Annotated in this window: 24 protein-coding genes; 23 read left to right on the top strand and 1 reads right to left on the bottom strand. The window is 45.2% G+C overall.

Features of this window, described 5'->3' with window-relative positions:
- The first annotated feature begins 18 nt into the window (after positions 1-18).
- The 11 genes from C0979_RS11045 (at position 19) to C0979_RS10995 (ending at position 11,169) form a co-directional block, all read left to right on the top strand.
- Positions 19-1,752 (top strand): phospho-sugar mutase, encoded by a 1,734-nt coding sequence (locus tag C0979_RS11045; protein ID WP_101696045.1) that lies wholly within the window; start codon positions 19-21, stop codon positions 1,750-1,752.
- Between the two features lie 189 nt (positions 1,753-1,941).
- Positions 1,942-2,244 (top strand): non-specific DNA-binding protein Hbs, encoded by a 303-nt coding sequence (locus tag C0979_RS11040; RefSeq protein ID WP_274602442.1) that lies wholly within the window; start codon positions 1,942-1,944, stop codon positions 2,242-2,244.
- Positions 2,245-2,336: 92 nt separating this feature from the next.
- Positions 2,337-2,576, top strand: a complete 240-nt coding sequence (locus C0979_RS11035; RefSeq protein ID WP_101696043.1) for an RNA-binding S4 domain-containing protein — start codon at positions 2,337-2,339, stop codon at positions 2,574-2,576.
- Positions 2,577-2,627: 51 nt separating this feature from the next.
- Positions 2,628-2,912, top strand: coding sequence for a sporulation protein YabP (gene yabP / locus C0979_RS11030; RefSeq protein WP_101696112.1), 285 nt, complete (start codon positions 2,628-2,630; stop codon positions 2,910-2,912).
- Positions 2,913-2,916: 4 nt separating this feature from the next.
- On the top strand, positions 2,917-3,270 hold the full coding sequence (gene yabQ / locus C0979_RS11025) for a spore cortex biosynthesis protein YabQ (protein ID WP_101696042.1): 354 nt from the start codon (positions 2,917-2,919) through the stop codon (positions 3,268-3,270).
- A gap of 60 nt (positions 3,271-3,330) precedes the next feature.
- Positions 3,331-3,654 carry a septum formation initiator family protein gene (locus C0979_RS11020; protein WP_101696041.1) on the top strand — a complete coding sequence of 108 codons (324 nt, stop codon included), beginning with the start codon at positions 3,331-3,333 and terminating at the stop codon, positions 3,652-3,654.
- Between the two features lie 94 nt (positions 3,655-3,748).
- Positions 3,749-5,158: a SpoIIE family protein phosphatase gene (locus tag C0979_RS11015; protein WP_101696111.1), complete on the top strand. Its 1,410-nt coding sequence runs from the start codon at positions 3,749-3,751 to the stop codon at positions 5,156-5,158.
- Between the two features lie 153 nt (positions 5,159-5,311).
- A complete protein-coding gene (tilS, locus tag C0979_RS11010) occupies positions 5,312-6,700 on the top strand; it encodes a tRNA lysidine(34) synthetase TilS (RefSeq protein ID WP_101696040.1) in 1,389 nt (462 codons plus the stop codon).
- Complete coding sequence (hpt, locus tag C0979_RS11005) at positions 6,684-7,211, top strand: hypoxanthine phosphoribosyltransferase (protein WP_101696039.1); 528 nt, start codon at positions 6,684-6,686, stop codon at positions 7,209-7,211. The genes tilS and hpt overlap by 17 nt, the downstream gene beginning before the upstream one ends.
- A gap of 26 nt (positions 7,212-7,237) precedes the next feature.
- Entirely contained in the window at positions 7,238-9,076 is a 1,839-nt protein-coding gene (ftsH, locus tag C0979_RS11000) for an ATP-dependent zinc metalloprotease FtsH (protein ID WP_101696038.1), read from the top strand.
- Between the two features lie 50 nt (positions 9,077-9,126).
- Complete coding sequence (locus C0979_RS10995) at positions 9,127-11,169, top strand: glycoside hydrolase family 13 protein (protein ID WP_101696037.1); 2,043 nt, start codon at positions 9,127-9,129, stop codon at positions 11,167-11,169.
- A 113-nt stretch (positions 11,170-11,282) separates the two neighbouring features.
- Here C0979_RS10995 and map read toward each other — a convergent pair whose 3' ends face one another.
- Entirely contained in the window at positions 11,283-12,092 is an 810-nt protein-coding gene (gene map, locus C0979_RS10990; RefSeq protein ID WP_101696036.1) for a type I methionyl aminopeptidase, read from the bottom strand.
- Positions 12,093-12,314: 222 nt separating this feature from the next.
- On the opposite strand from map, the gene C0979_RS10985 reads away from it, so the two are divergent.
- From C0979_RS10985 to C0979_RS10930, 12 genes are all read left to right on the top strand, one after another.
- Complete coding sequence (locus C0979_RS10985) at positions 12,315-13,400, top strand: 6-phosphofructokinase (protein WP_101696035.1); 1,086 nt, start codon at positions 12,315-12,317, stop codon at positions 13,398-13,400.
- 18 nt (positions 13,401-13,418) lie between these two features.
- Entirely contained in the window at positions 13,419-14,999 is a 1,581-nt protein-coding gene (dnaX, locus tag C0979_RS10980) for a DNA polymerase III subunit gamma/tau (RefSeq protein ID WP_101696034.1), read from the top strand.
- Between the two features lie 15 nt (positions 15,000-15,014).
- Positions 15,015-15,368: a YbaB/EbfC family nucleoid-associated protein gene (locus C0979_RS10975; RefSeq protein ID WP_101696033.1), complete on the top strand. Its 354-nt coding sequence runs from the start codon at positions 15,015-15,017 to the stop codon at positions 15,366-15,368.
- Between the two features lie 17 nt (positions 15,369-15,385).
- Positions 15,386-15,982, top strand: coding sequence for a recombination mediator RecR (gene recR / locus C0979_RS10970; protein ID WP_101696032.1), 597 nt, complete (start codon positions 15,386-15,388; stop codon positions 15,980-15,982).
- Entirely contained in the window at positions 15,982-17,079 is a 1,098-nt protein-coding gene (locus tag C0979_RS10965) for a LacI family DNA-binding transcriptional regulator (RefSeq protein ID WP_101696031.1), read from the top strand. The genes recR and C0979_RS10965 overlap by 1 nt, the downstream gene beginning before the upstream one ends.
- A 245-nt stretch (positions 17,080-17,324) precedes the next feature.
- The gene (gene fsa / locus C0979_RS10960) at positions 17,325-17,978 is read left to right on the top strand and encodes a fructose-6-phosphate aldolase (protein ID WP_101696030.1); all 654 of its coding nucleotides are present in this window, start codon (positions 17,325-17,327) and stop codon (positions 17,976-17,978) included.
- Between the two features lie 65 nt (positions 17,979-18,043).
- Positions 18,044-18,880, top strand: a complete 837-nt coding sequence (locus tag C0979_RS10955) for a transketolase (protein WP_101696029.1) — start codon at positions 18,044-18,046, stop codon at positions 18,878-18,880.
- The gene (locus C0979_RS10950; protein ID WP_101696028.1) at positions 18,868-19,809 is read left to right on the top strand and encodes a transketolase family protein; all 942 of its coding nucleotides are present in this window, start codon (positions 18,868-18,870) and stop codon (positions 19,807-19,809) included. The genes C0979_RS10955 and C0979_RS10950 overlap by 13 nt, the downstream gene beginning before the upstream one ends.
- A 135-nt stretch (positions 19,810-19,944) precedes the next feature.
- Entirely contained in the window at positions 19,945-20,442 is a 498-nt protein-coding gene (locus tag C0979_RS10945; protein ID WP_101696027.1) for an HDIG domain-containing metalloprotein, read from the top strand.
- A gap of 105 nt (positions 20,443-20,547) precedes the next feature.
- Positions 20,548-21,588, top strand: coding sequence for a LysM peptidoglycan-binding domain-containing protein (locus tag C0979_RS10940; RefSeq protein ID WP_101696026.1), 1,041 nt, complete (start codon positions 20,548-20,550; stop codon positions 21,586-21,588).
- A 205-nt stretch (positions 21,589-21,793) separates the two neighbouring features.
- Positions 21,794-23,047, top strand: a complete 1,254-nt coding sequence (locus C0979_RS10935; RefSeq protein WP_101696025.1) for a DUF5711 family protein — start codon at positions 21,794-21,796, stop codon at positions 23,045-23,047.
- A gap of 9 nt (positions 23,048-23,056) precedes the next feature.
- Positions 23,057-23,974, top strand: coding sequence for a CvpA family protein (locus C0979_RS10930; RefSeq protein ID WP_101696024.1), 918 nt, complete (start codon positions 23,057-23,059; stop codon positions 23,972-23,974).
- The last annotated feature ends 434 nt before the right edge of the window (positions 23,975-24,408 follow it).

Genomic DNA, 24,408 nt, shown 5'->3' with positions numbered 1-24,408 from the left:
ATGACAGGAGGTGCAATTATGGAATATCGTGAAAGATATGAAGAATGGTTGAATAACCCATATTTTGATGAGGCTATAAAGAAGGAACTGCAGGGGATTGCAGAAGATGATAAGGAAATCAAAGAGCGTTTTTACAAAGATCTTGAGTTTGGAACGGCAGGACTTAGAGGAATCATCGGAGCTGGTACGAACCGCATGAATCTCTATACCGTCAGAAAGGCAACTCAGGGGCTTGCAAACTATATTATAAAGAAAGAGGAACAGGCAAAAGGTGTTGCCATTGCGTATGATTCTCGCCGGATGTCTCCGGAGTTCGCAGATGAAGCAGCGCTTTGTTTGGCTGCAAATGGAATCAAAGCATATGTATTTGAGTCCCTGCGTCCAACACCGGAGTTATCTTATGCAGTGCGCAGACTGGGCTGTATCGCAGGTATTAATATTACAGCAAGTCACAATCCGCCGGAGTATAATGGTTACAAGGTTTACTGGGAAGATGGAGCGCAGATTACGCCGCCCCATGATAAAGGAATTATGGATGAAGTAAAGGCTGTGACAGATTACAGTACTGTAAAAACCATGGGGCTTGAGGAAGCAAAAGACAAAGGTCTTTATGAAGTAATTGGCGAAGATGTGGATGATGGATATATTGCAGAATTGAAAAAGCAGGTGATTCATCAGGATGCCATTGACGCAGTTGGAAAAGACTTAAAGATCGTTTACAGTCCGCTTCATGGAACCGGAAATATTCCGGCAAGACGAATTCTGAAAGAGCTTGGTTTTGAAAATGTATACGTGGTCAAAGAACAGGAACTCCCAGACGGAGAATTCCCGACCGTTTCCTATCCGAATCCAGAGGCGAAAGAAGCGTTTGAGCTGGGTCTGAAACTGGCAGAAGAAGTGGATGCAGATCTTGTGCTGGCTACGGATCCGGATGCAGACCGCCTTGGTGTTTATGTGAAAGATAATGCGTCCGGCGAATACCGTGAGTTGACAGGTAATATGTCCGGATGTCTTCTTGCAGATTATGAGATCGGTCAGAGAAAAGCATTAAAGGGACTTCCTGATGACGGATATCTGATTAAGACGATTGTAACCTCCAACCTTGCAGATGCGATCGCAAAAGGTTACGGAGTTGGGCTGATCGAGGTGCTGACAGGATTTAAGTTTATCGGACAGCAGATTTTGGGATTTGAAACGACAGGAAATGGTACATATCTTTTCGGATTTGAGGAAAGCTATGGATGTCTGATTGGAACCCATGCAAGAGATAAAGATGCGATTGTAGCAACGATGGCGCTTTGTGAAGCGGCTGCTTACTATAAGACACAGGGCAAGACTCTGTGGGATGCTATGGTTGATTTATATGAACGTTTTGGCTATTACAAAGATGGTATTCAGGCGATTACGTTAAAAGGAATTGAAGGCTTGCAGAAGATTCAGGAGATCCTGGAGACTCTGCGTAAGAATCCGCCGGCAGAAGTAGGCGGATATAAGGTACTCAAAGCAAGAGATTACCAGGCAGATACGATCAAAGATATTGAGACGGGAGAAGTGACAGGGACAGGCCTTCCATCTTCCAATGTACTGTATTATGATCTGACGGATGATGCGTGGCTGTGTGTAAGACCATCAGGAACAGAGCCGAAAGTGAAATTCTATTATGGAGTAAAAGGAGAATCTCTTGCAGACGCAGATGCAAAATCAGAAGCACTTGGAAAAGAAGTTCTGGAAATGATTGATGTTATGATGTAAAGAAATGGAAAATAAGGTTTCAGCCGTATGCAAAAATGCGGAAAAAGCCCGTAAATACGGCGAAAACCGGGAAAATTACCTTGACAAACATAGGGAAAAACGGTATAACAGTAACTAAAGGCATTTGCAGAGGGGACTGATGCAAGATGTCAAGGATAATAGAAGAGAGTAGAATAAATACAGGATTCTATGCGAAGACAAGAGGAGGAAAAATCCATGAACAAGACAGAATTAATCGCAGCAATTGCTGACCAGGCAGAATTATCTAAGAAGGACGCTGAGAAGGCTTTAAAAGCATTTGTTGACGTAGTAACAGATGAATTAAAGAAAGATCATAAAGTACAGTTAGTAGGCTTTGGAACTTTTGAAGTAAGCAAGAGAGCTGCAAGAGAGGGAAGAAATCCTCAGACAGGAAAGACTATGAAGATCGAAGCTTGCAGTGCACCAAAGTTCAAAGCAGGAAAAGCTTTAAAAGATGCGGTAAATGCATAATTGTGGATGCGAATAGAATAGTAAGGTTCGTGTAAGGATAGGGAGCTTTTTGGCTCCCTACTTTTATTATTGAAAACAGGAGGATTTCAGAGATGAGATTGGATAAATTTTTGAAAGTGTCCCGTCTGATTAAAAGAAGGACAGTGGCAAATGAAGCCTGCGACGCAGGAAGAGTACAGGTTAACGGAACGGTTGCCAAGGCATCCGTGAAGGTAAAACCGGGAGACGTCATAGAAATTCAGTTTGGTACCCGCACCGTGAAAGTGGAGGTGCTGGATATTCAGGATACAACCAAAAAGGAAGAGGCAAAAGAATTGTTCAAATATTTGTAATATTCGCGAACAACCTTTCATAGGATTAGGAAGAAAGGTTGTGTGGCAGATATGGAAGAAAGAACAGTATCAAAAAATCATAAACTGGTCATTAATAATCGGAAAACCAGTCTGGTAACCGGAGTGAATGATGTGTTGTCTTTTGACTTAAATGAGATCCTGCTGGAGACAGAGCAAGGAATGCTCATGGTGAAAGGGTCCGATCTTCACGTGAATCGGTTAAGTCTGGAAAAAGGGGAAGTCGATCTGTCGGGAAATATTGACAGTGTGGCGTATTCAGATATGAAGGCGGTTGGAAAGCAGTCGGAAAATCTGTTTTCTAAATTGTTCAGGTAATGGAATGACAGGGATCCGAGAAGAATTTATGGTGTTTTTGGCGGCAGTGCTTTCAGGGGGAATCATCCGTTTGGTATACCGATGCATTTCCTGTTTCCGTCAGATTGTACGTCATAATCTGACAGTGATAGGAATTGAGGACCTGATTTTCTGGATGGGGACGGCTGTTTATGTGTTTGTGCAAATTTACCATACCAGTGATGGTAGCGTTCGATGGCATTTTATACTAGGTGTTGTAGTTGGGGCGCTTTTTATGACGGGGTTTTTGAAACAGGAAGAAAAACTGTATAAAAAAATCTACACTTATCGGGAACGGATTTGCTCCAAAAGACTTGATTCAGGGAGGAAAAAAAGATAAGATAAAAAACAATAAGGGATAATAAAAGTCGGCAGGGGTGCCGGCGTAAGGGTGAGTATAATGAATAAAATGAAGCAGAAAAGCCGTATGCAGCGGCAGAGGAAGCGCATGCAGCGCCATCGGAGAAGTGTTCTCGGAATCAGCGCAGTTATCCTTCTTCTTATGGCGGTAGTGTCGGTTAATAGCGTATCGCTGAAAGCCAAAGACCGGGATTATCGGGCACAGGAAGAGGAACTGAAAGAGAAGATTGAGGACGAAAAAGCACGTGCGAAAGAGATTGAAGAGCTGGAAGAATATGTAGGTACAGATGAATATGTAGAGGATGTGGCGAAGGAGAAGCTAGGTCTTGTACATGAAAATGAGATTATATTTAAGGCGGAATAAAGAACAGATGATAAGCTTTAGGAAGAGATTCCTAAAGCTTTTTTCAATGTCTGGGCAAAATTTGTCAAAGAAACCGCAGGAAAAGGGGAAAAGAATGGAAGCAGTAAAAGAAAAAGAGACGTTTTTGAATCCATATGTCATTCAGATGGACAAGTTTGCGGATTCATTGGTACATTTGTCGAACACCTTTGTACAGCTGGAGCCGTATCGAGGGACATTTTCAAAAGAGGAGATCGAAGAAATGTTTCAGCGGACAACAGATCGGGTGTGCAGAGGCTGTGAGTGTGAGCGGCGGGAAGAGTGTTTGGGAGAGAAAAAGATCGATACCTATCAGATTTTTTATGAGATCTTGTGCAAGGTAGAAGAATACGGGGCGGAATTGAATGTGGAATTGAAGCGGAAACTGAAACGTCAATGTCTGCTGGCGCCAAGATTTCTTCGAGAGGCACTGGAAGTATTCGAGGGCGGTAAGCAGGTACTGATGTGGAACCAGAAAATCGTCCGCAACAGGGAAGGATATGCAGGGCAGCTTATGAGTCTGGCAGGGATGATAAAAGGGGCAACGAGAGAACTGGATGCGGGAATATTTACAGATGATCATCTGGAAAAGCGGATCAAGAGTCAGCTGCGAAAGTCCGGCGTGCGGATGCTGTCGGTGGTGTTTTATATGACGTCCCAGGGGAAATATGAGATTCACTTAACGGTAAAGGCAGGGAAAGGCCAATTGATTGCAACCAAAGAAATGGCGGCTCTTGTAGGGAGATGCGTAGGACGAACCATGGTTCCGGAGCAGGGGGAGCGTCCGGTAGTGGGGGAAGAATACTGCAGTATCGCCTGTGTGGAGAGTGCAAGGTTTCATACGCTTCAAGGAGTGGCGAAGATTGGGAAGGGGTGCGATAAAATTTCGGGAGATACTTTTTTGATGACCGATCTGCCAGGCGGGAAGAAAGGGATTGCGCTCTCGGATGGCATGGGTTCTGGGGAAGCAGCGCTTCAGGAGAGTAAAATGGTTGTGGAGATGCTGGAGGAACTTTTAGAAGCGGGCTTTCCGGTAAAAACAGCGATTCAGATGATGAATACAGCGCTTGCCATTGGGAGGGAGGAAGTTCGGTTCTCAACGATTGACGTTAGTATGTTTGATCTTTATACGGGAACCTGTGAATTTGTGAAAGCCGGTGCATCGGTTACTTTTGTAAAGCGGGCAGAAGGGGTGGAGAAGATTACCTCATCAACGCTCCCGATCGGCGTTTTACAGGAATTGGAAATTGACAGTCAGACACTTAAGCTGGAATCGGGAGATTTTGTGATTATGGTGACGGACGGTGTGATGGATGCACTTCCGGTAGGAGAACAGGAAGAATTAATGAAGCAGTTTATTTGGGAAGCCGGTATGGTGAATCCAAAAGAATTTGCACATCATATTTTGGGGCGGGTTCTGGAAGTGTCGGGAGAGGTGCCTTCGGATGATATGACGGTGATCGCAGTGGGAATCTGGAACCTGTAAACTTGCTTTTTTGTCTGAATTTCTATATAGTTATAAATTAGTAAAGCAGAATCTGAAGAAGTACCAAGTTCAGAGAGCTCAGAAGGAGTTCAGAGAGCTCAGAAGGAGTTCAGAGAGAATAGAGAGGAAGAGAAAGGCAAAAAGAGTCGGAAGATGGAACAGCAGATAAAAGCATATATAGAAAAATATCATATGATTGACCGGGGCGATAAGGTGCTGGTGGGCTTGTCAGGAGGTGCAGATTCGGTGTGCCTTCTTTTCGTGCTGTTAAACTTACGCGCTGAACTTGGAATTGAGCTTGAGGCGGTTCATGTTCATCATGGATTAAGAGGGGAATCAGCAGATGAGGATGAAGCCTATGTGCGCAATCTGTGCCGGCAGCAGAACGTAGTGCTTCATGTTCACCGGGCAGACATTCGAGCTTATGCGCTGGAGCGGGGCGTTGGGGAAGAGGAGGCAGGCAGAGAGGTGCGCCGCCAGGTGTTCACGGAACTTTTAAAGGAGAGAGAAGGAAGTAAGATTGCACTTGCTCACCACAAAAATGACAATGCAGAGACACTGCTTTGGAACCTTTGCAGGGGGTGCGGACTAAAGGGGGCAGGAGGGATTGCTCCGGCTGAAGGAGTGTGGATTCGTCCACTTCTTGCGGTTAGTCGGCTGGAGATTGAATCATATTTGGAAAAACGGGGAATATCTTATTGTACGGATGAAACAAATAAGGAGGACACCTATACCAGAAACCGGATCAGAAGCCATGTAATTCCGTACTTGGAACATGCGGTTAATCGGCAGACGGTGGAGCACATGGCAAAGGCAATGGAACAGTTTCGTGCTGCAGAGGAATATCTTGAGGCAGAGACGGAAAAACATTTAGAAAATTGTTTCCAGGAAGGCTGCCTGCACAAATCCATTTACGAATGTGTTCCTGAGGCGCTGAAGTCGAGGGTGGTATATCAAGTGCTTTGCCGGATGGCGGGAAAGAGCAGAGATATAGAAGTGGTTCATGTGGAAATGGTACAGGAATTGATGGAGAAACAGGTAGGAAGAAGGGTTTTGCTTCCGTATCAGTTGGAAGCGATTCGGTGCTACGAAGGAATTCGAGTGGAAAAATGGGGCAAAAAAATACAGGGCGAAGAAGCACAGCTTGATGTGTATGAGGAAATGCCGGAATCTTTGATGGCAAAGAGAGTATCTATGCGAGTTTTTGAAAGAACGCCGGATATGACAAGATTTCCTGAAAAAGAGTACACGAAATGGTTCGATTATGATATAATAAAAAATACTGTAAAAATAAGGCGCAGGAAGCCGGGAGATTCCCTGGCGGTGAATCGCATGGGAGGAAGGCAGAAGCTGAAACAGTATTTTATCAATGAGAAGATTCCCAAAGAAGAGAGGGATCGGGTCTGGCTTGTGGCGGACGGCTCTAAGATTATGTGGGTGGTAGGATACCGGCAGAGTCAGGATTATCAGATTACAGAACACACAAAAAATATTTTAGAAATTACATTTTACGGAGGAAAAGAAGATGGCAGAGAGCGTTAGAGTATTGGTTGATGAGGCAGAGGTTGCGAAGAGAATTGAGTATCTTGGAAAGAAGATCAGTGAGGATTATGCCGGCAAACAGGTGCATCTGATCTGTGTATTAAAGGGCGGCGTATTCTTTATGTGCGAGCTGGCTAAGAGAATCAGCGTGCCGGTATCTATGGATTTTATGAGTGTTAGCAGCTACGGAGACGGAACGGCGTCAAGTGGTGTTGTGAAGATCGCAAAAGATTTAGATGAGACGTTGGAAGGAAAAGATGTACTGGTTGTCGAAGATATCATCGATTCCGGAAGAACTTTGTATTATCTGCTTGACATCCTGGCAAAGAGAAATCCGAAGAGCATGAAGCTGTGTACCCTTCTTGACAAACCGGACAGACGTGTCAGAGACGTAAAGGTAGATTATGTTGGATTTGAGATTCCAGATGAGTTTGTAGTTGGCTATGGACTTGACTATGCACAGAAATATAGAAATCTTCCATATATCGGAGTGGTAGAAGGCGTAGAATAGGGAGCGAAATAGAAAGGGGCTAGACATTGGGCGACAAAAAAACAAGAGGACTGAGTGGAGTGACGCTGTTGATGTTCGTCATCTTTGTGTTTGCGGCACTCTGGTTTACGAATCAGTTTGAGCAGAAAGAAAAACAGCTGTCCTGGAATACGTTTGAAAAGCTGATTGTAAGCGAAGACGTAACAGAGGTGGTTGTCAGACAGAACAAGAATGTTCCGACTGGTCGATTGGAGATTCAAGTCGGCGATGCGAAAAACGGAGATGTCCGTTATCTGTATGTATCGGATGTCAATGAGATTCAGGATTATTTAAAGAAGAAGGACGTCGATTATCAGATGCCGGATATTCCGCAGGATAACTGGTTTGCGACGACGATCATGCCGATGCTTTTGATGTTTGGCGGTGTGATGGTAATCTTTATGCTGATGAATCGGCAGAATGGCGCGGGAGCTAATTCAAAGGCGATGAACTTTGGGAAGAGCCGTGCGCGTCTGAGCACGGAGCAGGACAAGAAGATTACATTTGCCCAGGTGGCGGGCTTGAGAGAAGAGAAAGAAGATTTGGAGGAAATTGTTGATTTCCTTCGGTCTCCGAAAAAGTATATTCAGGTAGGGGCGAGAATCCCGAAAGGAGTTCTCCTTGTGGGACCTCCGGGAACCGGAAAGACTTTGCTTGCAAAGGCAGTGGCCGGTGAGGCAGGAGTTCCGTTCTTTACCATCTCAGGATCTGACTTTGTGGAAATGTTTGTTGGTGTAGGTGCGTCTCGTGTTCGTGATTTATTTGAAGATGCAAAAAAGAATGCGCCTTGCATTATATTTATTGATGAGATTGATGCCGTGGCAAGACGCCGTGGCACCGGTATGGGCGGCGGCCATGATGAACGGGAACAGACATTGAACCAGCTGTTGGTTGAGATGGATGGCTTCGGAGTTAATGAAGGGATCATCGTGATGGCGGCGACAAACCGGGTGGATATTCTGGATCCGGCAATCTTACGTCCGGGAAGATTTGACCGGAAGGTTATGGTAGGACGTCCGGATGTCCAGGGAAGAGAAGAGATTCTGAAAGTACATGCCAAAGGCAAACCTTTGAGTGAGGAGATTGATCTAAAACAGATTGCGCAGACGACGGCCGGATTTACCGGGGCGGATCTGGAGAACCTTTTGAATGAGGCAGCAATTATTGCAGCGAAAGAAGACCGGGTATATCTGAAACAGCAGGATATCCGCCAGGCATTTGTGAAGGTGGGAATTGGTACTGAAAAGAAGAGCCGGGTTATTTCCGATAAGGAGAAACGAATCACTGCGTTCCATGAAGCGGGGCACGCGATTTTGTTCCATGTCCTTCCGGATGTGGGTCCGGTCTACAGCGTATCCATTATTCCGACGGGAGGCGCCGGCGGGTATACGATGCCGCTGCCGGAGCAGGATGACATGTTCAATACCAAAGGGAAGATGCTGCAGGATATTACCGTGTCTCTTGGCGGGCGCGTAGCAGAAGAGCTAGTGCTTGATGATATTACGACAGGAGCATCCCAGGATATCAAGCAGGCGACGGGGCTTGCGCGTTCCATGGTAATGAAGTTTGGAATGTCTGAGACGGTTGGTCTGATTAACTACGATGACGATAGTGATGAAGTGTTCATCGGGCGAGATCTGGCTCATGCTTCCAGAGGTTATGGAGAAAATGTGGCGACAACGATTGATCAGGAAGTAAAGCGGATCATCGATGAATGTTACGAGAAAGCAAAAACCATTATTCAGAAGTATGATGGTGTGCTGCATGAATGTGCAGAACTTTTGCTGGAAAAAGAAAAAATTTCCAGAGAAGAATTTGAAGCTCTGTTTCCGGAAGAATCCTGCTAATTTAGCGGCAGGAGACCGGATACAGGAAGAATAGAGAGGAATCAGAGCGCATGAATGAACAAGCGTTATTCTGTGATGGAACCGCAGCCTATGTCATTCCGGCAGAGCCAAAGGAGCGGGAGATGGTACGTCTCCGGTTCCGAACGGCGAAGGATGATATAGACTGCGTCCGTCTAATTACCGGGAATGTGGGGTATGATATGGAAAAAGAAAGTTCCCGGGGATTATTTGACTATTATACAATTAACTGGAAGCTTGGCGAAGAGCCATTTTCCTATTGTTTTCAGGTGGAAAAAGGAGAAGAGCTTTGTTATTATGGCAGATGCGGCGTATCGAAGGAAAGGAAAATCTTTTATGATTTCAGGATTGTTCCTGGCTTTTCTACGCCGGACTGGGCAAAAGGCGCGGTGATGTATCAAATTTTTACAGACCGCTTTTATAATGGAGATCCTTCCAATGATGTAGAAGACAGAGAGTATTATTATATAGGCGGCTATAGCAGCAGGGTGAAGGATTGGAACAAATATCCGGCGGCTATGGGCGTTCGGGAATTTTACGGCGGTGATCTACAGGGCGTGATAGAAAAGCTGGACTACCTGCAGGATTTGGGCGTGGAAGTGTTGTATTTTAACCCGCTGTTCGTATCGCCATCCAACCACAAATACGATATTCAGGATTATGATTATATTGATCCGCACTACGGCGCGATTGTAGACGATGGCGGAGGGGTTCTGCCGGAGGGAGTGACGGAAAATAGACAGGCGACAAAATATCAGCGGCGAACAGGCAGCTTTAAAAACTTGGAAGCTAGTAATGAGTTGTTTATCCAATTGGTAGAGGAACTCCATCGGCGCGGCATGAAAATTATCCTGGACGGTGTATTCAATCACTGTGGTTCTTTTAATAAGTGGATGGATCGGGAAAGGATTTACGAAGGGCAGGACACATATGAGCCAGGCGCCTATGTGTCGGCAGACAGTCCTTACAGGAGCTATTTCCGATTCTTTCAGGAGGAGCCGGGGGCTTGGCCGTACAATGGGAATTATGATGGATGGTGGGGGCATGATACCCTTCCGAAATTAAATTATGAAGATTCTACGAAGCTGGAAAATTATATTTTGCAGATCGGACGCAAATGGGTGTCGCCGCCGTACAATGTGGATGGCTGGCGCCTAGACGTGGCGGCAGATTTGGGACGCAGCAATGAGTATAATCATTATTTCTGGAAGAAATTCCGGCAGGCAGTGAAGGATGCAAATCCCAATGCGCTGATTCTTGCTGAGCATTACGGGGATCCGGGAGAATGGCTGCAGGGAGATGAATGGGATACAGTGATGAATTATGATGCATTTATGGAGCCGGTCACCTGGTTTTTGACTGGAATGGAGAAGCACAGCGATGAAGCAAGAGAGGAGCTTCTTGGAAATGCAGATAATTTTGTGGGAAGTATCCAGCATCATATGGCGAATATGCTGACGCCGTCTCTGCAGGTAGCGATGAATGAGTTGTCCAACCATGATCATTCCAGGTTCCTGACCCGGACAAACCACATCGTGGGACGAGTGGAACACCTTGGCCCGGAAGCGGCAGAGGCATATGTGAATCCGGCAGTTATGCGTGAAGCTGTGGTGATGCAGATGACATGGCCCGGAGCGCCGACGGTGTATTACGGCGATGAGGCCGGTGTGTGTGGATTTACAGATCCGGATAACCGAAGAACTTATCCGTGGGGACACGAAGATCAGGAAATGCTTTCGTTTCACAAAGAGATGATCCGCATTCATAAAGAATTCCCCGCGCTTCGGACGGGATCCTTGAAACTTCTTTGCTGGGATGAAAATATTCTGGCTTACGGAAGATTTTTGGAGGAGCCGATTATTGTGATTATCAATAACCGCAGTGAGCTGGCAGAGGTGACGGTTCCGGTATGGTGCGCCGAAGTTGCGCAGCGCTGCCGCATGGTTCGTCTGATGTATTCTTATCTGGATGGGTATACGATGGAGTATGAGGAATATCTGGTGAGAAATGGCGATCTTGTGGTAAATATGGGAGCGCATTCTGCGCTGGTGCTGAAGGTGATAGATGAAAGTTAAATGCAGAAAAATTTATATTTATAAAAAGGAAAGAGTCGTGAGGAAAGGGCATTTATTCAAATGCGTCGATCCCGTACGACTCTTTTTGTATATGCATTCGTTTTCAAAGGGATTTATTTTGTTAAAACTTCAACCCCTGTCTCGGTGATCAAAACCATGTACTCAATCTGAGCAGAAAGCCCATCGTCGATGGTGTAGACGGTCCAATCATTTTCTTCATCAATAAAAAAGTCCGGGCTGCCTTCGTTGATCATTGGCTCGATGGTAAAAATCATTCCCGGAACCAGAACCATCTCAGACCCCTTTGGTGTTACGTAACTAACGAAAGGATCTTCGTGGAATTCAAGACCGATTCCGTGCCCGCCGATTTCCTCCACTACAGAGTAGCCGTTTTTCTGTGCATGGGAATTAATAGCATGAGCGATGTCGCCTAAGTGTCCCCAGGGTTTGGCTGCTGCAAGACCAAGTTCTACACATTCTTTCGTGACGCGCATTAGTTTCTCAGCTTCTGGTGAGAGTGTTCCGATTGCGAACATACGTGATGCGTCGGAATAGTATCCATCAAGAATGGTAGAGACATCGACGTTGATGATATCCCCCTCTTCTAGAATTTCATGCTCATCCGGGATTCCGTGACATACGACATTATTAATAGAAGTGCATACACTTTTAGGAAAACCACAGTAATTTAACGGCGCGGGGATTCCACCATGCGTCGTGGTATAGTCGTATACCAGTTGATCGATCTCGGCGGTGCTCATTCCCGGACGGATGTGAGCGGCCACGTGATCTAGCACGGCTGTGTTAAGATCGGCACTTTTCTTGATTGCAGCGATCTGTTCCGGCGTCTTTAGAAGAGAACGGTCGGGAACGATTTGGCCTTTGGCGGCCAGAGTCCATAATTTTATATCTAACTTATCCACATTTTTACCTGCTTTCTGAATTGTTCTGATAATATTATACACCGAATGTCAAGTGGGGACGTGTACAAATGAAAAAACCTCCGTCCCCGATTACATTTGGGACGTGTACAAATGAAAAAACCTCCGTCCCCGATTGACATTTCCCCTGTCCCCCGTTGTAGGATTCTCTAAAATAAGTTATAATTTCTACGTGGAAAACGATGGCAAAGAAAGGAGAAACTTATGCTGAGAATTGGTATGCTGACAAGCGGCGGGGACTGCCAGGCATTAAATGCGGCGATGCGCGGTGTTGTCAAAGGTTTATGTTCCAAACGAGAAGATGTAGAAATTTACGGATTCCAAGAGGGCTATAAAGGATTGATCTATTCAAACTTTACGATGCTGACAGCGAAGGATTTCTCTGGTATACTCACTCTTGGCGGCACGATTCTGGGGACATCCAGACAGCCGTTTAAGTTGATGCGTGTACCAGATGCAAATGGTTTGGATAAGGTAGAGGCAATGAAGCATACTTATCATAAACTGAATCTTGACTGTCTGGTGGTGCTGGGAGGAAATGGAACACACAAAACGGCGAATCTTCTGAGAGAAGAAGGATTGAACGTGGTAACGCTTCCGAAAACCATCGACAATGATCTGTGGGGAACGGATATGACGTTCGGATTCCAAAGCGCTGTGGATATTGCGACGGATACCATCGACAAGATTCATACAACAGCGACTTCCCACAGTCGGGTATTTATTGTAGAAGTCATGGGGCATAAGGTAGGCTGGGTAACGCTTCATGCCGGAATTGCGGGCGGAGCGGACATCATTCTGCTTCCGGAGATTCCGTACGATATTGATGTGGTGGTGAATGCGATTGACCGGCGCAAAGCAGCCGGAAAGCGATTTACGATTATTGCAGTTGCAGAAGGCGCGATTTCTAAGGAAGATGCAGCGCTTTCCAAGAAGGCGCTAAAGGAAAAGAAAGCGAAGAAGAAATATCCGTCTGTGGCATATGAGGTGGCAGAGAAGATTCAAAGCAAGACGGATCAGGAAGTCCGGATTACGGTGCCGGGACACACCCAGAGGGGCGGGTCTCCGTGCGCATATGACCGCGTACTGGCTACTCGGCTTGGAGCGGCTGCGGCGGAAGCAATTCTGGATGGAGAATTCGGCTGTATGATGGCGGTTCGAAGAGGAGATATCGTCCGAGTTCCGCTTTCAGAAGTTGCAGGAAAGCTAAAATATGTAAATCCGGCTTCTGAGATTATTAAGGAAGCTAAATGGACCGGAATCAGTTTCGGAGATTCCGAGATGGAGTAACAGATAGGAGTGTAAAACATGTCATATACGGCGTTATACCGTAAATTTCGTCCCGATGAATTTGAGGACGTAAAAGGGCAGGATGCTATAGTAAAAACATTGAAGAATCAGATCAAAGGGGAGCGGATTGGACATGCCTACCTGTTCTGCGGAACAAGAGGGACCGGTAAAACGACGGTGGCAAAAATTTTTGCAAAGGCAGTTAATTGCGAGCACCCGGTGGACGGAAGCCCTTGTGGGGAATGTAAAATGTGCCGTTCCATTGCGTCGGGGACGTCCATGAACGTGATTGAAATCGATGCGGCGTCCAATAATGGTGTGGACAATATCAGGGAAATTCGGGAAGAGGTCGCATACCGTCCGACGGAAGGAAGGTATAAAGTATATATCATCGACGAGGTGCATATGCTGTCCATCGGCGCATTTAATGCGCTGTTAAAGACGTTGGAGGAACCGCCGGAATATGTGATTTTTATTCTGGCGACAACGGAAGTTCATAAGATACCGATTACGATTTTGAGTCGTTGTCAGCGGTATGATTTTAAGCGTATTTCCATTGAGACGATTTCAGCCAGGTTAAGAGAATTGATTGAGAAGGAAGGCTGGGACGTAGAAGACAAGGCGATCCGTTACATTGCGAAGGTGGCGGATGGTTCTATGCGTGATTCGTTAAGCCTTCTGGATCAGTGTGTGGCATTTTATATTGGAGAGCGGCTGACGTATGACCATGTGCTGGAAGTGCTTGGTGCGGTAGATACGTCGGTGTTTAGCAGACTTCTTCGGGAGCTGCTTTCGATGGATGTGCGCAAGGTCATTGAGACGGTGGAAGAGCTGGTGATGCAGGGCCGGGAGTTATCTCAGCTTTCAGCGGATTTTACCTGGTATCTCAGGAATCTTTTGCTGATAAAGAGCTCAGATGATATGGAGGATGTGCTGGACGTATCGAGTGAGAATTTGGCGCAGCTTCGTGAAGAGGCGCAGATGATTGACAATGACACGCTGATCCGTTATATTAGAATTTTCTCGGATCTTACCAGCCAGCTGAAATATGCTGCACAGAAGCGGGTGATTCTGGAGGTAACCTTAATTAAGCTGTGCCGTCCGGCAATGGATCAGAATCAGGATGCGCTGTTTGATCGAATCCGGGCAATTGAAAAGCAGTTAGAAGAAGGTCTTCAAAATGTGGCCAGAATGGAGCCCGTCGCATACGCGGGGGACGCCGGGTATGAAATGGAAGAGGCTAAGCCGCAGAGCAAACCGGAACTTCCCCAGGCGCTGAACGAGGATGTCAAAGCAGTGGCAAAGGATTTTCGTATGATTGCGAATGATGCTTCCCCGATGCTTCGGATGTATCTAAAGCGGGCGCGCCTAAGTGCGGGCGAGGGAAACCGTCTTCTGGTAGTGCTGCCGGATGAACTGAGTGCGAGCGTTGTAGCTTCGCCGGAGCATAAGGCGGAGATCGCGCAGCTGATTGCAGAGAAGATCGGCAAGTCAGTGGAGATTGACGTGCGGCAGGTGGAAGAAGGAAGAAGATTTGAGGATAATTTTGTAGATATTGAAAATCTCATTCATATGGAGATTACCGTAGAGGATGAATAACAGGAGGAAAGAAATATGGCAAAAAGAGGTGGATTTCCAGGCGGTGGAATGCCGGGAAATATGGCAAATCTGATGAAACAGGCGCAGAAGATGCAGCGTCAGATGGAAGAACAGGCAAAAGAAATGGAGACGAAAGAATTCTCTGCAACCGCAGGCGGCGGAGCAGTGGAAGTAACGGTCTCCGGAACCAAGCAGGTTCTGAAAGTGAAACTAGATGAAGAAGTGGTAGATCCGGATGATGTAGAAATGCTGGAAGACCTGATTGTGGCAGCAGTTAATGAGGCAATGGGTAAAGTAGATGAAGTTTCCGCTTCGGCAATGTCTAAATTCACAGGCGGAATGGGCGGCGGAATGCCGGGATTATTTTAGCTTAGGAGTGGACAGGAATGGATTATTACAGTAATCAGATTACCAAACTGATTGAAGAACTTTCCTGCCTTCCGGGGATTGGCTCAAAATCGGCGGCAAGGCTTGCATTTCATCTGATCCATATGCCGATTGAAGAGGTAAAGCGTCTTGCTTCGACGATGGTAGAGGCGCGGGAAAATGTGCGTTACTGTGCAGAATGTTATACCCTGACAGATCAGGAATTGTGCCCGATCTGTCAGAATGCTTCTCGGGATCACAAGACGATTATGGTAGTGGAAAATACGAGAGATTTAGCGGCTTACGAAAAGACAGGGCAGTACAATGGTGTTTACCATGTGCTGCATGGAGCTATTTCCCCGATGGTGGGAATCGGTCCTGAGGATATTAAACTGAAGGAATTGATTGCAAGGCTGCAGGGAGATGTAGAAGAAGTGATCATTGCCACCAATTCCAGCTTGGAAGGAGAGACTACGGCAATGTATATCAGCAAGCTGATTAAGCCGACTGGAATTAAAGTCAGCAGAATCGCAAGCGGCGTGCCGGTGGGCGGCGATTTGGAGTATATTGATGAAGTGACGCTTCTGCGTGCCCTGGAGGGGAGAACGGAATTATAATGAAGAAGAACAAGGTGACATCTACCGATATTGCGAAGGCGGCAGGGGTATCTCAGGCTACCGTTTCCATGGTGCTTAACAAACGGCATAATGTATCATTTTCCAGAGAAACCGTGGAAAAAGTGGAACGAGCCGCCAAAGAACTGGGCTACGTTCCGCCGGGGCGCAAGACTAGGAAGGGCGCAAAACGGGAAAAGCTTCTGGTGGTATTTTGTTCCAATCTTACAAACCCATATTATGTAATGCTTTTGCAGGGAATTGAGTCCAGGGCGAAAGAGCAGGGCTTTGGACTTTTTGTATGCAATACCCAGAGAGATCTGAAGATGGAAGAACGCTATCTGAAGATGATGTGGGAGCTTCGTCCGCTTGGAATTATCTATACCTGTAATCCCAGTCATTGTTTTATGGGGATGGTGGAAGAACTTGCAGAACAGATTCCGGTAGCCGTCGTTAATAATCAGAATGAAAAGATGAATGTCGATGCTGTGGAGCTTGATAATTCCAAGCTTGGAAGAATTATGGCCAGACATCTTCTGGAGCTGGGACACCGGAAGGTGGCCTATATAGCTCCGCCTCTTACCATTCGGCAGAAACAGCGTTCCAAACGGGTAGAAGGATTCTTAAAAGAGTTTGAGAAAGCAGGCCTGAAGGAACAGGTGATTATCAAGGCGGCCGATGAGGAAATTGATTTAGATGTGGCCCACATTGATTCTGAGTACAAGATTGGATATGATCTGACGAAGGAATTGCTTTCGGAAAACAAGAATGTGACAGCGATCGCAGGACTAAACGACATGATTGCATTTGGCGTGCTGGACGCGCTCCACGAGGCGAAGATCAAGGTGCCGTCAGAGGTGTCGGTGATGGGATGTGATAACACATTGTTTGCGCGGATGCATAAGGTGGAACTAACGACCATTGAACATTTCGTGATCTTCAAAGGGCGAGATGCCTGTGACATTATTATGAAGAAAATGGCATCCCAGAACAGCCGATACTCAGAGCTGGAACCGATCAGTACCTATCACGTTGAGTATGAGCCGAAGCTGATTGTACGGGGGACTACGGGACCGGCAAATACCAGGAAGAAAAAATAAAATTAATTTGTTTTGAAAAATTATTACTAATAATAATGCTCAACCAATCAAAAAACCATAGTAAAATTGAAAAACGGGTATGAAAATTATTAATAAATACGAAAAATTAATAAATAAAATTACTAATAAAAACAAGGTGCTATTGACCGAATCTTATTACACGACTATAATTTTAGACATAGAAGACTGCACAGGAATGTCTGAAAAAAATCGTAAAAAGATAAGATAAGAGGAGGAAGTCAAAAATGAAATTTTTTATTGACACAGCAAAGGTAGAGGATATTAAAAAAGCAAATGATATGGGTGTAATCTGTGGAGTAACCACTAACCCGTCTCTGATTGCAAAAGAAGGAAGAGTATTTGAAGAAGTAATCGCAGAGATCGCATCTATCGTAGATGGACCAATCAGCGGAGAGGTAAAGGCAACTACAACAGATGCAGAAGGCATGATCAAAGAAGGAAGAGAAATCGCTAAGATTCATCCAAACATGGTTGTAAAGATTCCAATGACCGTAGAAGGACTGAAAGCCTGCAAACAGCTGACATCTGAAGGAATCAAGACAAACGTAACATTGATCTTTACTGCAAATCAGGCACTTCTTGCTGCAAGAGCAGGAGCAACTTATGTATCTCCATTCCTGGGACGTCTGGATGACATTTCTGTAAGAGGTACAGATCTGATTGCAGAGATCGCAGAGATCTTCAAGATTGCAGGAATTAAGACAGAGATTATTGCAGCAAGCGTTCGTCACCCAATGCATGTAACAGACTGCGCACTGGCAGGCGCTGATATTGCAACAGTACCATATGCAGTAATCGAGAAAATGACAGAGCATCCGCTGACAGATGCAGGAATTGAAAAATTCCAGGCAGACTACAAGGCTGTTTTTGGTGAATAGTTGCCACGAAAGCTAAGTTATGCTATATATTAAAGAGATAGAATTATAAAACTAGGAGGAACACCATGAACAAGTTAGAGTTGATGAAGGCGGCAAATGAAGTCCGCAAGGGTGCCGTGACAGCAGTTCACAGTGCAAAATCCGGTCATCCGGGCGGATCTTTGTCTGCAGCAGATATTTATACATATCTTTATTTTGAAGAAATGAATATTGATCCGAAGGATCCAAAGAAAGCGGATCGTGACCGTTTCGTATTATCCAAAGGACATACTGCGCCGGGATACTATGCGACATTAGCGAACCGTGGATTTTTCCCAGTAGAAGATCTGACTACCTTAAGAAAAGTAGGATCTTATCTGCAGGGACATCCGGATATGAAACATATTCCAGGTGTGGATATGTCCAGTGGTTCTCTGGGACAGGGAATCTCTGCAGCAGTAGGAATGGCTCTGTCTGCAAAACTTTCCGGAGACAGCTACCGAGTATATACCCTGCTTGGTGATGGAGAAATTCAGGAAGGACAGGTATGGGAGGCAGCAATGCTGGCAGCTCACCGTAAACTGGACAACCTGGTTGTCATCGTAGATAACAACAATCTTCAGATTGACGGAGCAATTGATGAAGTAAACTCTCCATACCCGATTGATCAGAAATTCGAGGCATTTAACTTCCATGTAATCAATGTTGACGGACATGACTTTGATGCACTTGACGCTGCATTTAAAGAAGCAAAAGCAACCAAGGGATGTCCAACTGCAATTATTGCGAAGACAGTCAAAGGAAAAGGTGTTTCCTTCATGGAAAACCAGGCATCCTGGCATGGAGCTGCTCCAAACGACGAGCAGTATGAGACTGCAATGGCAGATTTAGAGAAAGTGGGGGAAGCATTATGTCAGAAGTAAAGAAGATCGCAACAAGAGAAAGCTACGGAAATGCTCTGGTTGAACTGGGAAAAGAGCATGACGATGTAGTAGTATTAGATGCAGACCTTGCAGCAGCAACAAAGACAGGAATGTTCAAGAAGGCATTTCCGGAGCGTCACATTGACTGTGGAATCGCAGAGTGTAATATGATGGGAGTGGCAGCAGGAATCGCTGCAACCGGAAAAGTTCCATTTGCAAGTTCTTTTGCAATGTTTGCAGCAGGACGTGCATTTGAGCAGGTACGTAACTCTATTGGATATCCGAAGTTGAATGTAAAGATCGGTGCAACACACGCAAGTATTTCCGTAGGAGAAGACGGAGCAACTCACCAGTGTAACGAAGATATTGCACTGATGCGTACGATTCCTGGAATGGTAGTACTGAATCCAAGTGATGATATCGAAGCAAAAGCGGCAGTAAAAGTAGCTTACGAGCATGTAGGACCGGTTTATATGCGTTTTGGAAGAGCAGCAGTTCCGGTAATTAATGATCATCCAGATTATAAATTCGAGATTGGAAAAGCAATTACACTCCGGGAAGGAACAGATGTAACAATCATTGCAACTGGTCTTACCGTATCTGAATCCTTAGCAGCAGCAGAGAAGCTGGAAGCAGATGGAATCAGTGCAGAAGTGATCAATATGCACACCATCAAACCATTAGATGAAGAAGCAGTCATCAAAGCAGCAGCAAAGACAGGCAAGATCGTAACAGCAGAAGAGCATTCTGTAATCGGCGGACTGGGAAGCGCTGTTTGTGATGTGGTTGCAGAAAAAGCTCCGGCGAAAGTATTGAAAATCGGAGTAAACGACGTATATGGAGAGTCTGGACCAGCAGCAGAGCTGATTAAGAAGTACGGACTTGACAGCGACAGCATTTATGAAAAAGTAAAAGCATTCGTAAAATAATTTAAGGTTCCACAAGGAATCCGTGTAAAAATAGCTGCACCATTCGGCGAAATCATGCGCTGGATGGTGCAGCTATTTGCAATAGTGGAGATCAAATGGTAAAATAGGGGCATCAAAGGTGGGAAGAGAGAAAAGATGTTAAGAGAATTTCGGTTATCTGCGGCGCGAAGGTTAAAACGGAAGCGTCAGGCGTGGAAGAATGAATTTTATCAGGAAGTAAAGGATATTGCACGGCATCCGGTTGTGCTTCGGATGAAGCTTTATCCCCATCATGGGAGTACGAACTGCTATCAGCATTGCATGAACGTAGCGTACTATAATTATCAATGGTGCCGCTTCCTGAAATTAGATGCTAAGTCGGCGGCAAGAGGCGGGATGCTCCATGATCTGTTCTTGTATGATTGGCATACCCATGCGGCGAAGACGGGCGATCGGTTTCATGGCATAACACATCCGGAGAAAGCGTATCAGAATGCGCGCAAATTTTTTGATTTGAATCCGGTAGAAATAGATATTATTCGGAATCACATGTGGCCGGTGACACTTTTTGGGGTGCCGAGGACAAAAGAAGGATGGATTACGACGCTGACAGACAAGTATTGCGGCGCCTGTGAGACAAGCCGTCGAAAATAGAGAGACTCTGCCGTAAATTTCCAATGGACAGGCTCCATCAACCGCTAAATTCCGCAAAAGTCATATGCTATCATAAGCAAAAATATGCAGATGAGGTGATAGTATATGGAAAGACAATTTCCGAAAAATGTAAGGCAGATAGGAAATGTGAGCGATGAACCCAAGATCTATGTGGAAGATTATGTAGATACCTATCTGAACCAGCTAAAAGAAAAAGCGGCAAAAGAGCCGGTGATGGCGGTACTTGCCGGGGAGATTGTGACGCAGGAAGGGCAGGAAGTCGTTTACATATCCGGGGCGGTTCGGGTGGAAGAAGTGAAAACAGAAAATGGGAAGTTGGAGTTTGATATTGAAGCGTCAGATCGAGCGGAAGAACTTCGGAAAGAGCATTTTCCAACCTGTCAGACGATTGGATGGTGCCTGATTGAGAGCGGTAATCTGATGGGGCAGGAGCAGGAGGCGGCGAGAATTCACGAGCGTTTCTTTGCAAAAGCAAACAGCATTTTCATTCACAAGGATGCTGTGGAGAATGAGGAAGTATTCTACGCCTATAAGTTCGGGGAACTAATGCAGATGGGCGGACATTATATTTATTATGAAAAGAATCCCGATATGCAAAATTATATGATTCATGCAAGACGACAGATCGGCGTGACACCCAGTGAAGTGGTTGAGGATCGAGCTGCAAAGGATTTTCGCAGTGCCATAAGGGAGCAGCTGGAAGCAAAAGAGCATCATCAAAATTCCAGATTTGTATATGCTGCGAGCATACTGCTGATTGTAGTAGTATTGGCGATGGGTATCTCAACCATGAACAATTACGATAAAATGGAAGCGGTTCAGACGTCACTGGAAACGTTGTCGCAGACAGTGACAGAGCCAAAGCAAAAAGCGGAAACGCTCTCCGGGAAAGAAAGCAAGAAAGACACTCAGAGTGTGCAGAAAACAGGAACGGTGCCGGAAATTTCGACGGTGCAGGAGCAACTGGGAGACGAAGAGTATTATGAGGTGGTCAAAGGAGATACACTGGATCGAATCAGTGAAAAAGTGTACGGGGATGCATCCCATGTAGATGCAATCTGCAGGATGAACGGATTGTCAGATGGAAACCTGATTTATATCGGGCAAAAATTACTATTACCATAAAAAGAAGTGTGGTATAATGATTGCACTACATGCAATCCAAGCCGATTCCTCGGCTTGCTGCCACATTCGTGACAGATTATACCAGGCAAGCCACAGCTTGAAAAGTAAATACCCTTGCGGGTGCTTCCTTTTCTGCGCATTGTGGTATAATGATTGCGCTATATGCAATCCAAGCTACGGCTTGAAACTTTGAGAGGGAATACAGATGTTACACCGGAAGAATAGGAATTTCCATGTAGTACGGGAACCAGAAGATCCAACGGATGAGATTATCGATAGAATTATGGATGAACTTAACAGTGAGGATGGCAGGCTTCCAGACATGGAGGAAGAAATCAGAAAACGTAAAATAAAATTCAGAAGGAAGGTTATCCTGATTGCAGCAGCGGTTATCGCAGCAGTTGTGGGAGTTTATCTGCTGATTAATTTGCAGACGTACAGCGAAGTGCGTACGGTAGATACTTATGGAAATGGCAAAACGGCAAATAACGGGTATGCTCAGTTTGGAGATGGGGTGTTGAAATACAGCCGTGATGGTATTGCTTATCTGAATCAAAAAGGAGAAGAAGAGTGGAACCAGTCGTATCAGATTAAAACGCCGGTTATTGACGTGTGCGAAGAGGCGGCGGCTGTAGCAGATAAAGGTGGAAATGATATTGTTGTGTTCCAGGAAGAAGGAACCAAAGGCGAGATTCATACCACCATGCCGATTGAGAAGATCAACGTTTCTAAGCAGGGAATTGTCAGTGCGATTTTAAAAGGTGATGGGATAACCAAAATTATGTGCTATGATACGGCAGGAAATGTATTGGTGGAACACAAAACGTCTCTTTCGGGAACGGGTTATCCACTGGATGTGACCTTGTCTTCGGATGGAGAGACAATGCAGGTGCTGTATTTGTATACGCAGGCAGGCAGCATAACGTCCAAGGTCGTATATTATAACTTTGGAAAAGCGGGAGAGGACAAGGCAGATCACCAGGTGGCTGTGGAAACATATGAGAATACGATTATGGCAGCGGGATTTTATATGAATGATTCTGTGTCTGTGGCGGTAGGCGATAACTGTCTGGTTATTTATCAAGGGGGCGACAAACCGAAAGAACGGGTGAAAGTTTCGATAAAGAAAGAGATCAAAAGCGTCTTTCATAGTGAAAAATATATTGGACTGGTTTTGAAAAATGCAGGGAAAGAAGGATATGAGCTGCGGCTTTACAATACCAATGGAAAGATGGTTATGTCAAAAGATTTCACAGGAGACTATAACCACGTAAAAATCTGCGGTAATCAGGTGATTATGTATGACGGCAAGAAATGCAGTATTTTTATGAAAAATGGAATCCAGAAGTTTGAAGGGGAAATGAACAATAATATTTTGGAAATTTTTCCGATTGCCGGAGTGAATAAGTACATTGTGATGAATGCAAATGGAATGGAAAAAGTACGGCTTGTAAAATAAGGAGAAGCTATGAACTGGTTGTTTGTAATGGTAAGCTCGGTATTAGTGATCGGAATGATAATCGGAGTCTGGCGCGGAGCCATTCGCATTGCAGTGTCCTTGGTGACGACACTGGTTACGTTGGTGTGTGTGTTTTTCGCGACACCGTATGTGGCGGGGGCGATTGCAGAGTATACACCGCTGGATGAGATGATTCAAAAAGAGGTAGTCAGCGTAATGGCAGATGAGGCGGCATCTATGGCGGCAGATCCGGAAGGAGAAAGCGTTACTGCAGAGAATGTTAAGCGGGTGTTGGAGGCTGCTGGAGTTACAGAGGACATGCTGGCTCAGTATGGAGTGAGCGTTGATGATATTCTAAATGGAAATATTACCAGTGAAGATTTGGAAAAATTTGGGGTATCCGGCAGTATCTTAGATGGTCTTAGCGGAGAAGCTTCAAAAGAAATGGAAGAAGCGATAAATAACGCCGAAATTCCAAGAGAATTGCAGATGCAGGCAATTGAACAGGCGGAGCTTCCGGAGATATTTAAGGAGCTGTTGTCGGCAAATAACAACGGCGAAGTGTATCAGGAATTAGGGGCGGAGACGTTTGCCCAGTATGTGGGAAAGTATTTGGCGAAACTCATCATTCACCTGATTGCATTTCTCTGCACATTTGTGTTGATTACGATTGTGTTTCGAGCAATTGTATTTGCGCTTGATATTGTGTCGTCACTTCCGGTTCTTGGCTTTCTGAACAGGCTGGCTGGAGGCGCGGTAGGAATTGTGGGGGCACTGTTTTTTGTGTGGACTGCATTTGTGATTATTACATTACTTTATACAACGCCGGCAGGAAGAGGAATGTATCAGATGATAGAGACGAATCACATCCTGAAAACATTATATGAGTATAACCCGATTATGAAGCTGGCGATGCTGATTCGATAGGTGTGAAAACGATAGAAAAGAATGTGAAAAGAAGTTGTGTAGAAAATGTAAAGAAAAGTAGTTTTTTTGTAAAAAAGTGCTTGACACTGTAAAATAAAGGTGCTAATATAAAAGTCCACCGCGGAAAGCGAGTGGGCTTTTTAAATAAGAAAGACAAAGAAATTTAAAAAGTTTAAAAAAGTTGTTGACAAGCTCGACTGAATGTGATAATCTAATATGGCTGTCGCAAGAGAGCAAACAACAAAAACGAACCTTGATAATTAAACAATAGACAACAACCCTGAAAATTCTTTCAGAGAATTATTCGGAACAGACATTTTAAAATGTCAACCTTAAAACAGTAAAAGGGATAAGAAAGCTAGTAGTTTTCTTGGACCTGGAACGAACTTGAACTTAACCTGCTTGAAGCAGGAAGAGATTTTTAACGAGAGTTT

The organism is Dorea phocaeensis (assembly GCF_900240315.1).
Taxonomy (GTDB): Bacteria; Bacillota; Clostridia; order Lachnospirales; family Lachnospiraceae; genus Dorea_B; species Dorea_B phocaeensis.
Note: the sequence above shows the minus strand (reverse complement) of the source record. Positions and strands in the feature narration are given on the sequence as shown.

What these genes read in the sequence shown, in the direction of transcription:
- C0979_RS11045 (WP_101696045.1), top strand. Translation starts at nt 19, where the DNA reads ATGGAATATCGTGAAAGATATGAAGAATGGTTGAATAACCCATATTTT.
- C0979_RS10985 (WP_101696035.1), top strand. Translation starts at nt 12,315, where the DNA reads ATGCTGAGAATTGGTATGCTGACAAGCGGCGGGGACTGCCAGGCATTA.
- C0979_RS10995 (WP_101696037.1), top strand. Translation starts at nt 9,127, where the DNA reads ATGAATGAACAAGCGTTATTCTGTGATGGAACCGCAGCCTATGTCATT.
- hpt (WP_101696039.1), top strand. Translation starts at nt 6,684, where the DNA reads ATGGCAGAGAGCGTTAGAGTATTGGTTGATGAGGCAGAGGTTGCGAAG.
- C0979_RS10950 (WP_101696028.1), top strand. Translation starts at nt 18,868, where the DNA reads ATGTCAGAAGTAAAGAAGATCGCAACAAGAGAAAGCTACGGAAATGCT.
- C0979_RS10940 (WP_101696026.1), top strand. Translation starts at nt 20,548, where the DNA reads ATGGAAAGACAATTTCCGAAAAATGTAAGGCAGATAGGAAATGTGAGC.
- C0979_RS10955 (WP_101696029.1), top strand. Translation starts at nt 18,044, where the DNA reads ATGAACAAGTTAGAGTTGATGAAGGCGGCAAATGAAGTCCGCAAGGGT.
- C0979_RS11015 (WP_101696111.1), top strand. Translation starts at nt 3,749, where the DNA reads ATGGAAGCAGTAAAAGAAAAAGAGACGTTTTTGAATCCATATGTCATT.
- yabQ (WP_101696042.1), top strand. Translation starts at nt 2,917, where the DNA reads ATGACAGGGATCCGAGAAGAATTTATGGTGTTTTTGGCGGCAGTGCTT.
- dnaX (WP_101696034.1), top strand. Translation starts at nt 13,419, where the DNA reads ATGTCATATACGGCGTTATACCGTAAATTTCGTCCCGATGAATTTGAG.
- C0979_RS11035 (WP_101696043.1), top strand. Translation starts at nt 2,337, where the DNA reads ATGAGATTGGATAAATTTTTGAAAGTGTCCCGTCTGATTAAAAGAAGG.
- recR (WP_101696032.1), top strand. Translation starts at nt 15,386, where the DNA reads ATGGATTATTACAGTAATCAGATTACCAAACTGATTGAAGAACTTTCC.
- C0979_RS10945 (WP_101696027.1), top strand. Translation starts at nt 19,945, where the DNA reads ATGTTAAGAGAATTTCGGTTATCTGCGGCGCGAAGGTTAAAACGGAAG.
- yabP (WP_101696112.1), top strand. Translation starts at nt 2,628, where the DNA reads ATGGAAGAAAGAACAGTATCAAAAAATCATAAACTGGTCATTAATAAT.
- C0979_RS11040 (WP_274602442.1), top strand. Translation starts at nt 1,942, where the DNA reads ATGCGAAGACAAGAGGAGGAAAAATCCATGAACAAGACAGAATTAATC.
- C0979_RS10965 (WP_101696031.1), top strand. Translation starts at nt 15,982, where the DNA reads ATGAAGAAGAACAAGGTGACATCTACCGATATTGCGAAGGCGGCAGGG.
- tilS (WP_101696040.1), top strand. Translation starts at nt 5,312, where the DNA reads ATGGAACAGCAGATAAAAGCATATATAGAAAAATATCATATGATTGAC.
- C0979_RS11020 (WP_101696041.1), top strand. Translation starts at nt 3,331, where the DNA reads ATGAATAAAATGAAGCAGAAAAGCCGTATGCAGCGGCAGAGGAAGCGC.
- C0979_RS10975 (WP_101696033.1), top strand. Translation starts at nt 15,015, where the DNA reads ATGGCAAAAAGAGGTGGATTTCCAGGCGGTGGAATGCCGGGAAATATG.
- C0979_RS10930 (WP_101696024.1), top strand. Translation starts at nt 23,057, where the DNA reads ATGAACTGGTTGTTTGTAATGGTAAGCTCGGTATTAGTGATCGGAATG.
- fsa (WP_101696030.1), top strand. Translation starts at nt 17,325, where the DNA reads ATGAAATTTTTTATTGACACAGCAAAGGTAGAGGATATTAAAAAAGCA.
- C0979_RS10935 (WP_101696025.1), top strand. Translation starts at nt 21,794, where the DNA reads ATGTTACACCGGAAGAATAGGAATTTCCATGTAGTACGGGAACCAGAA.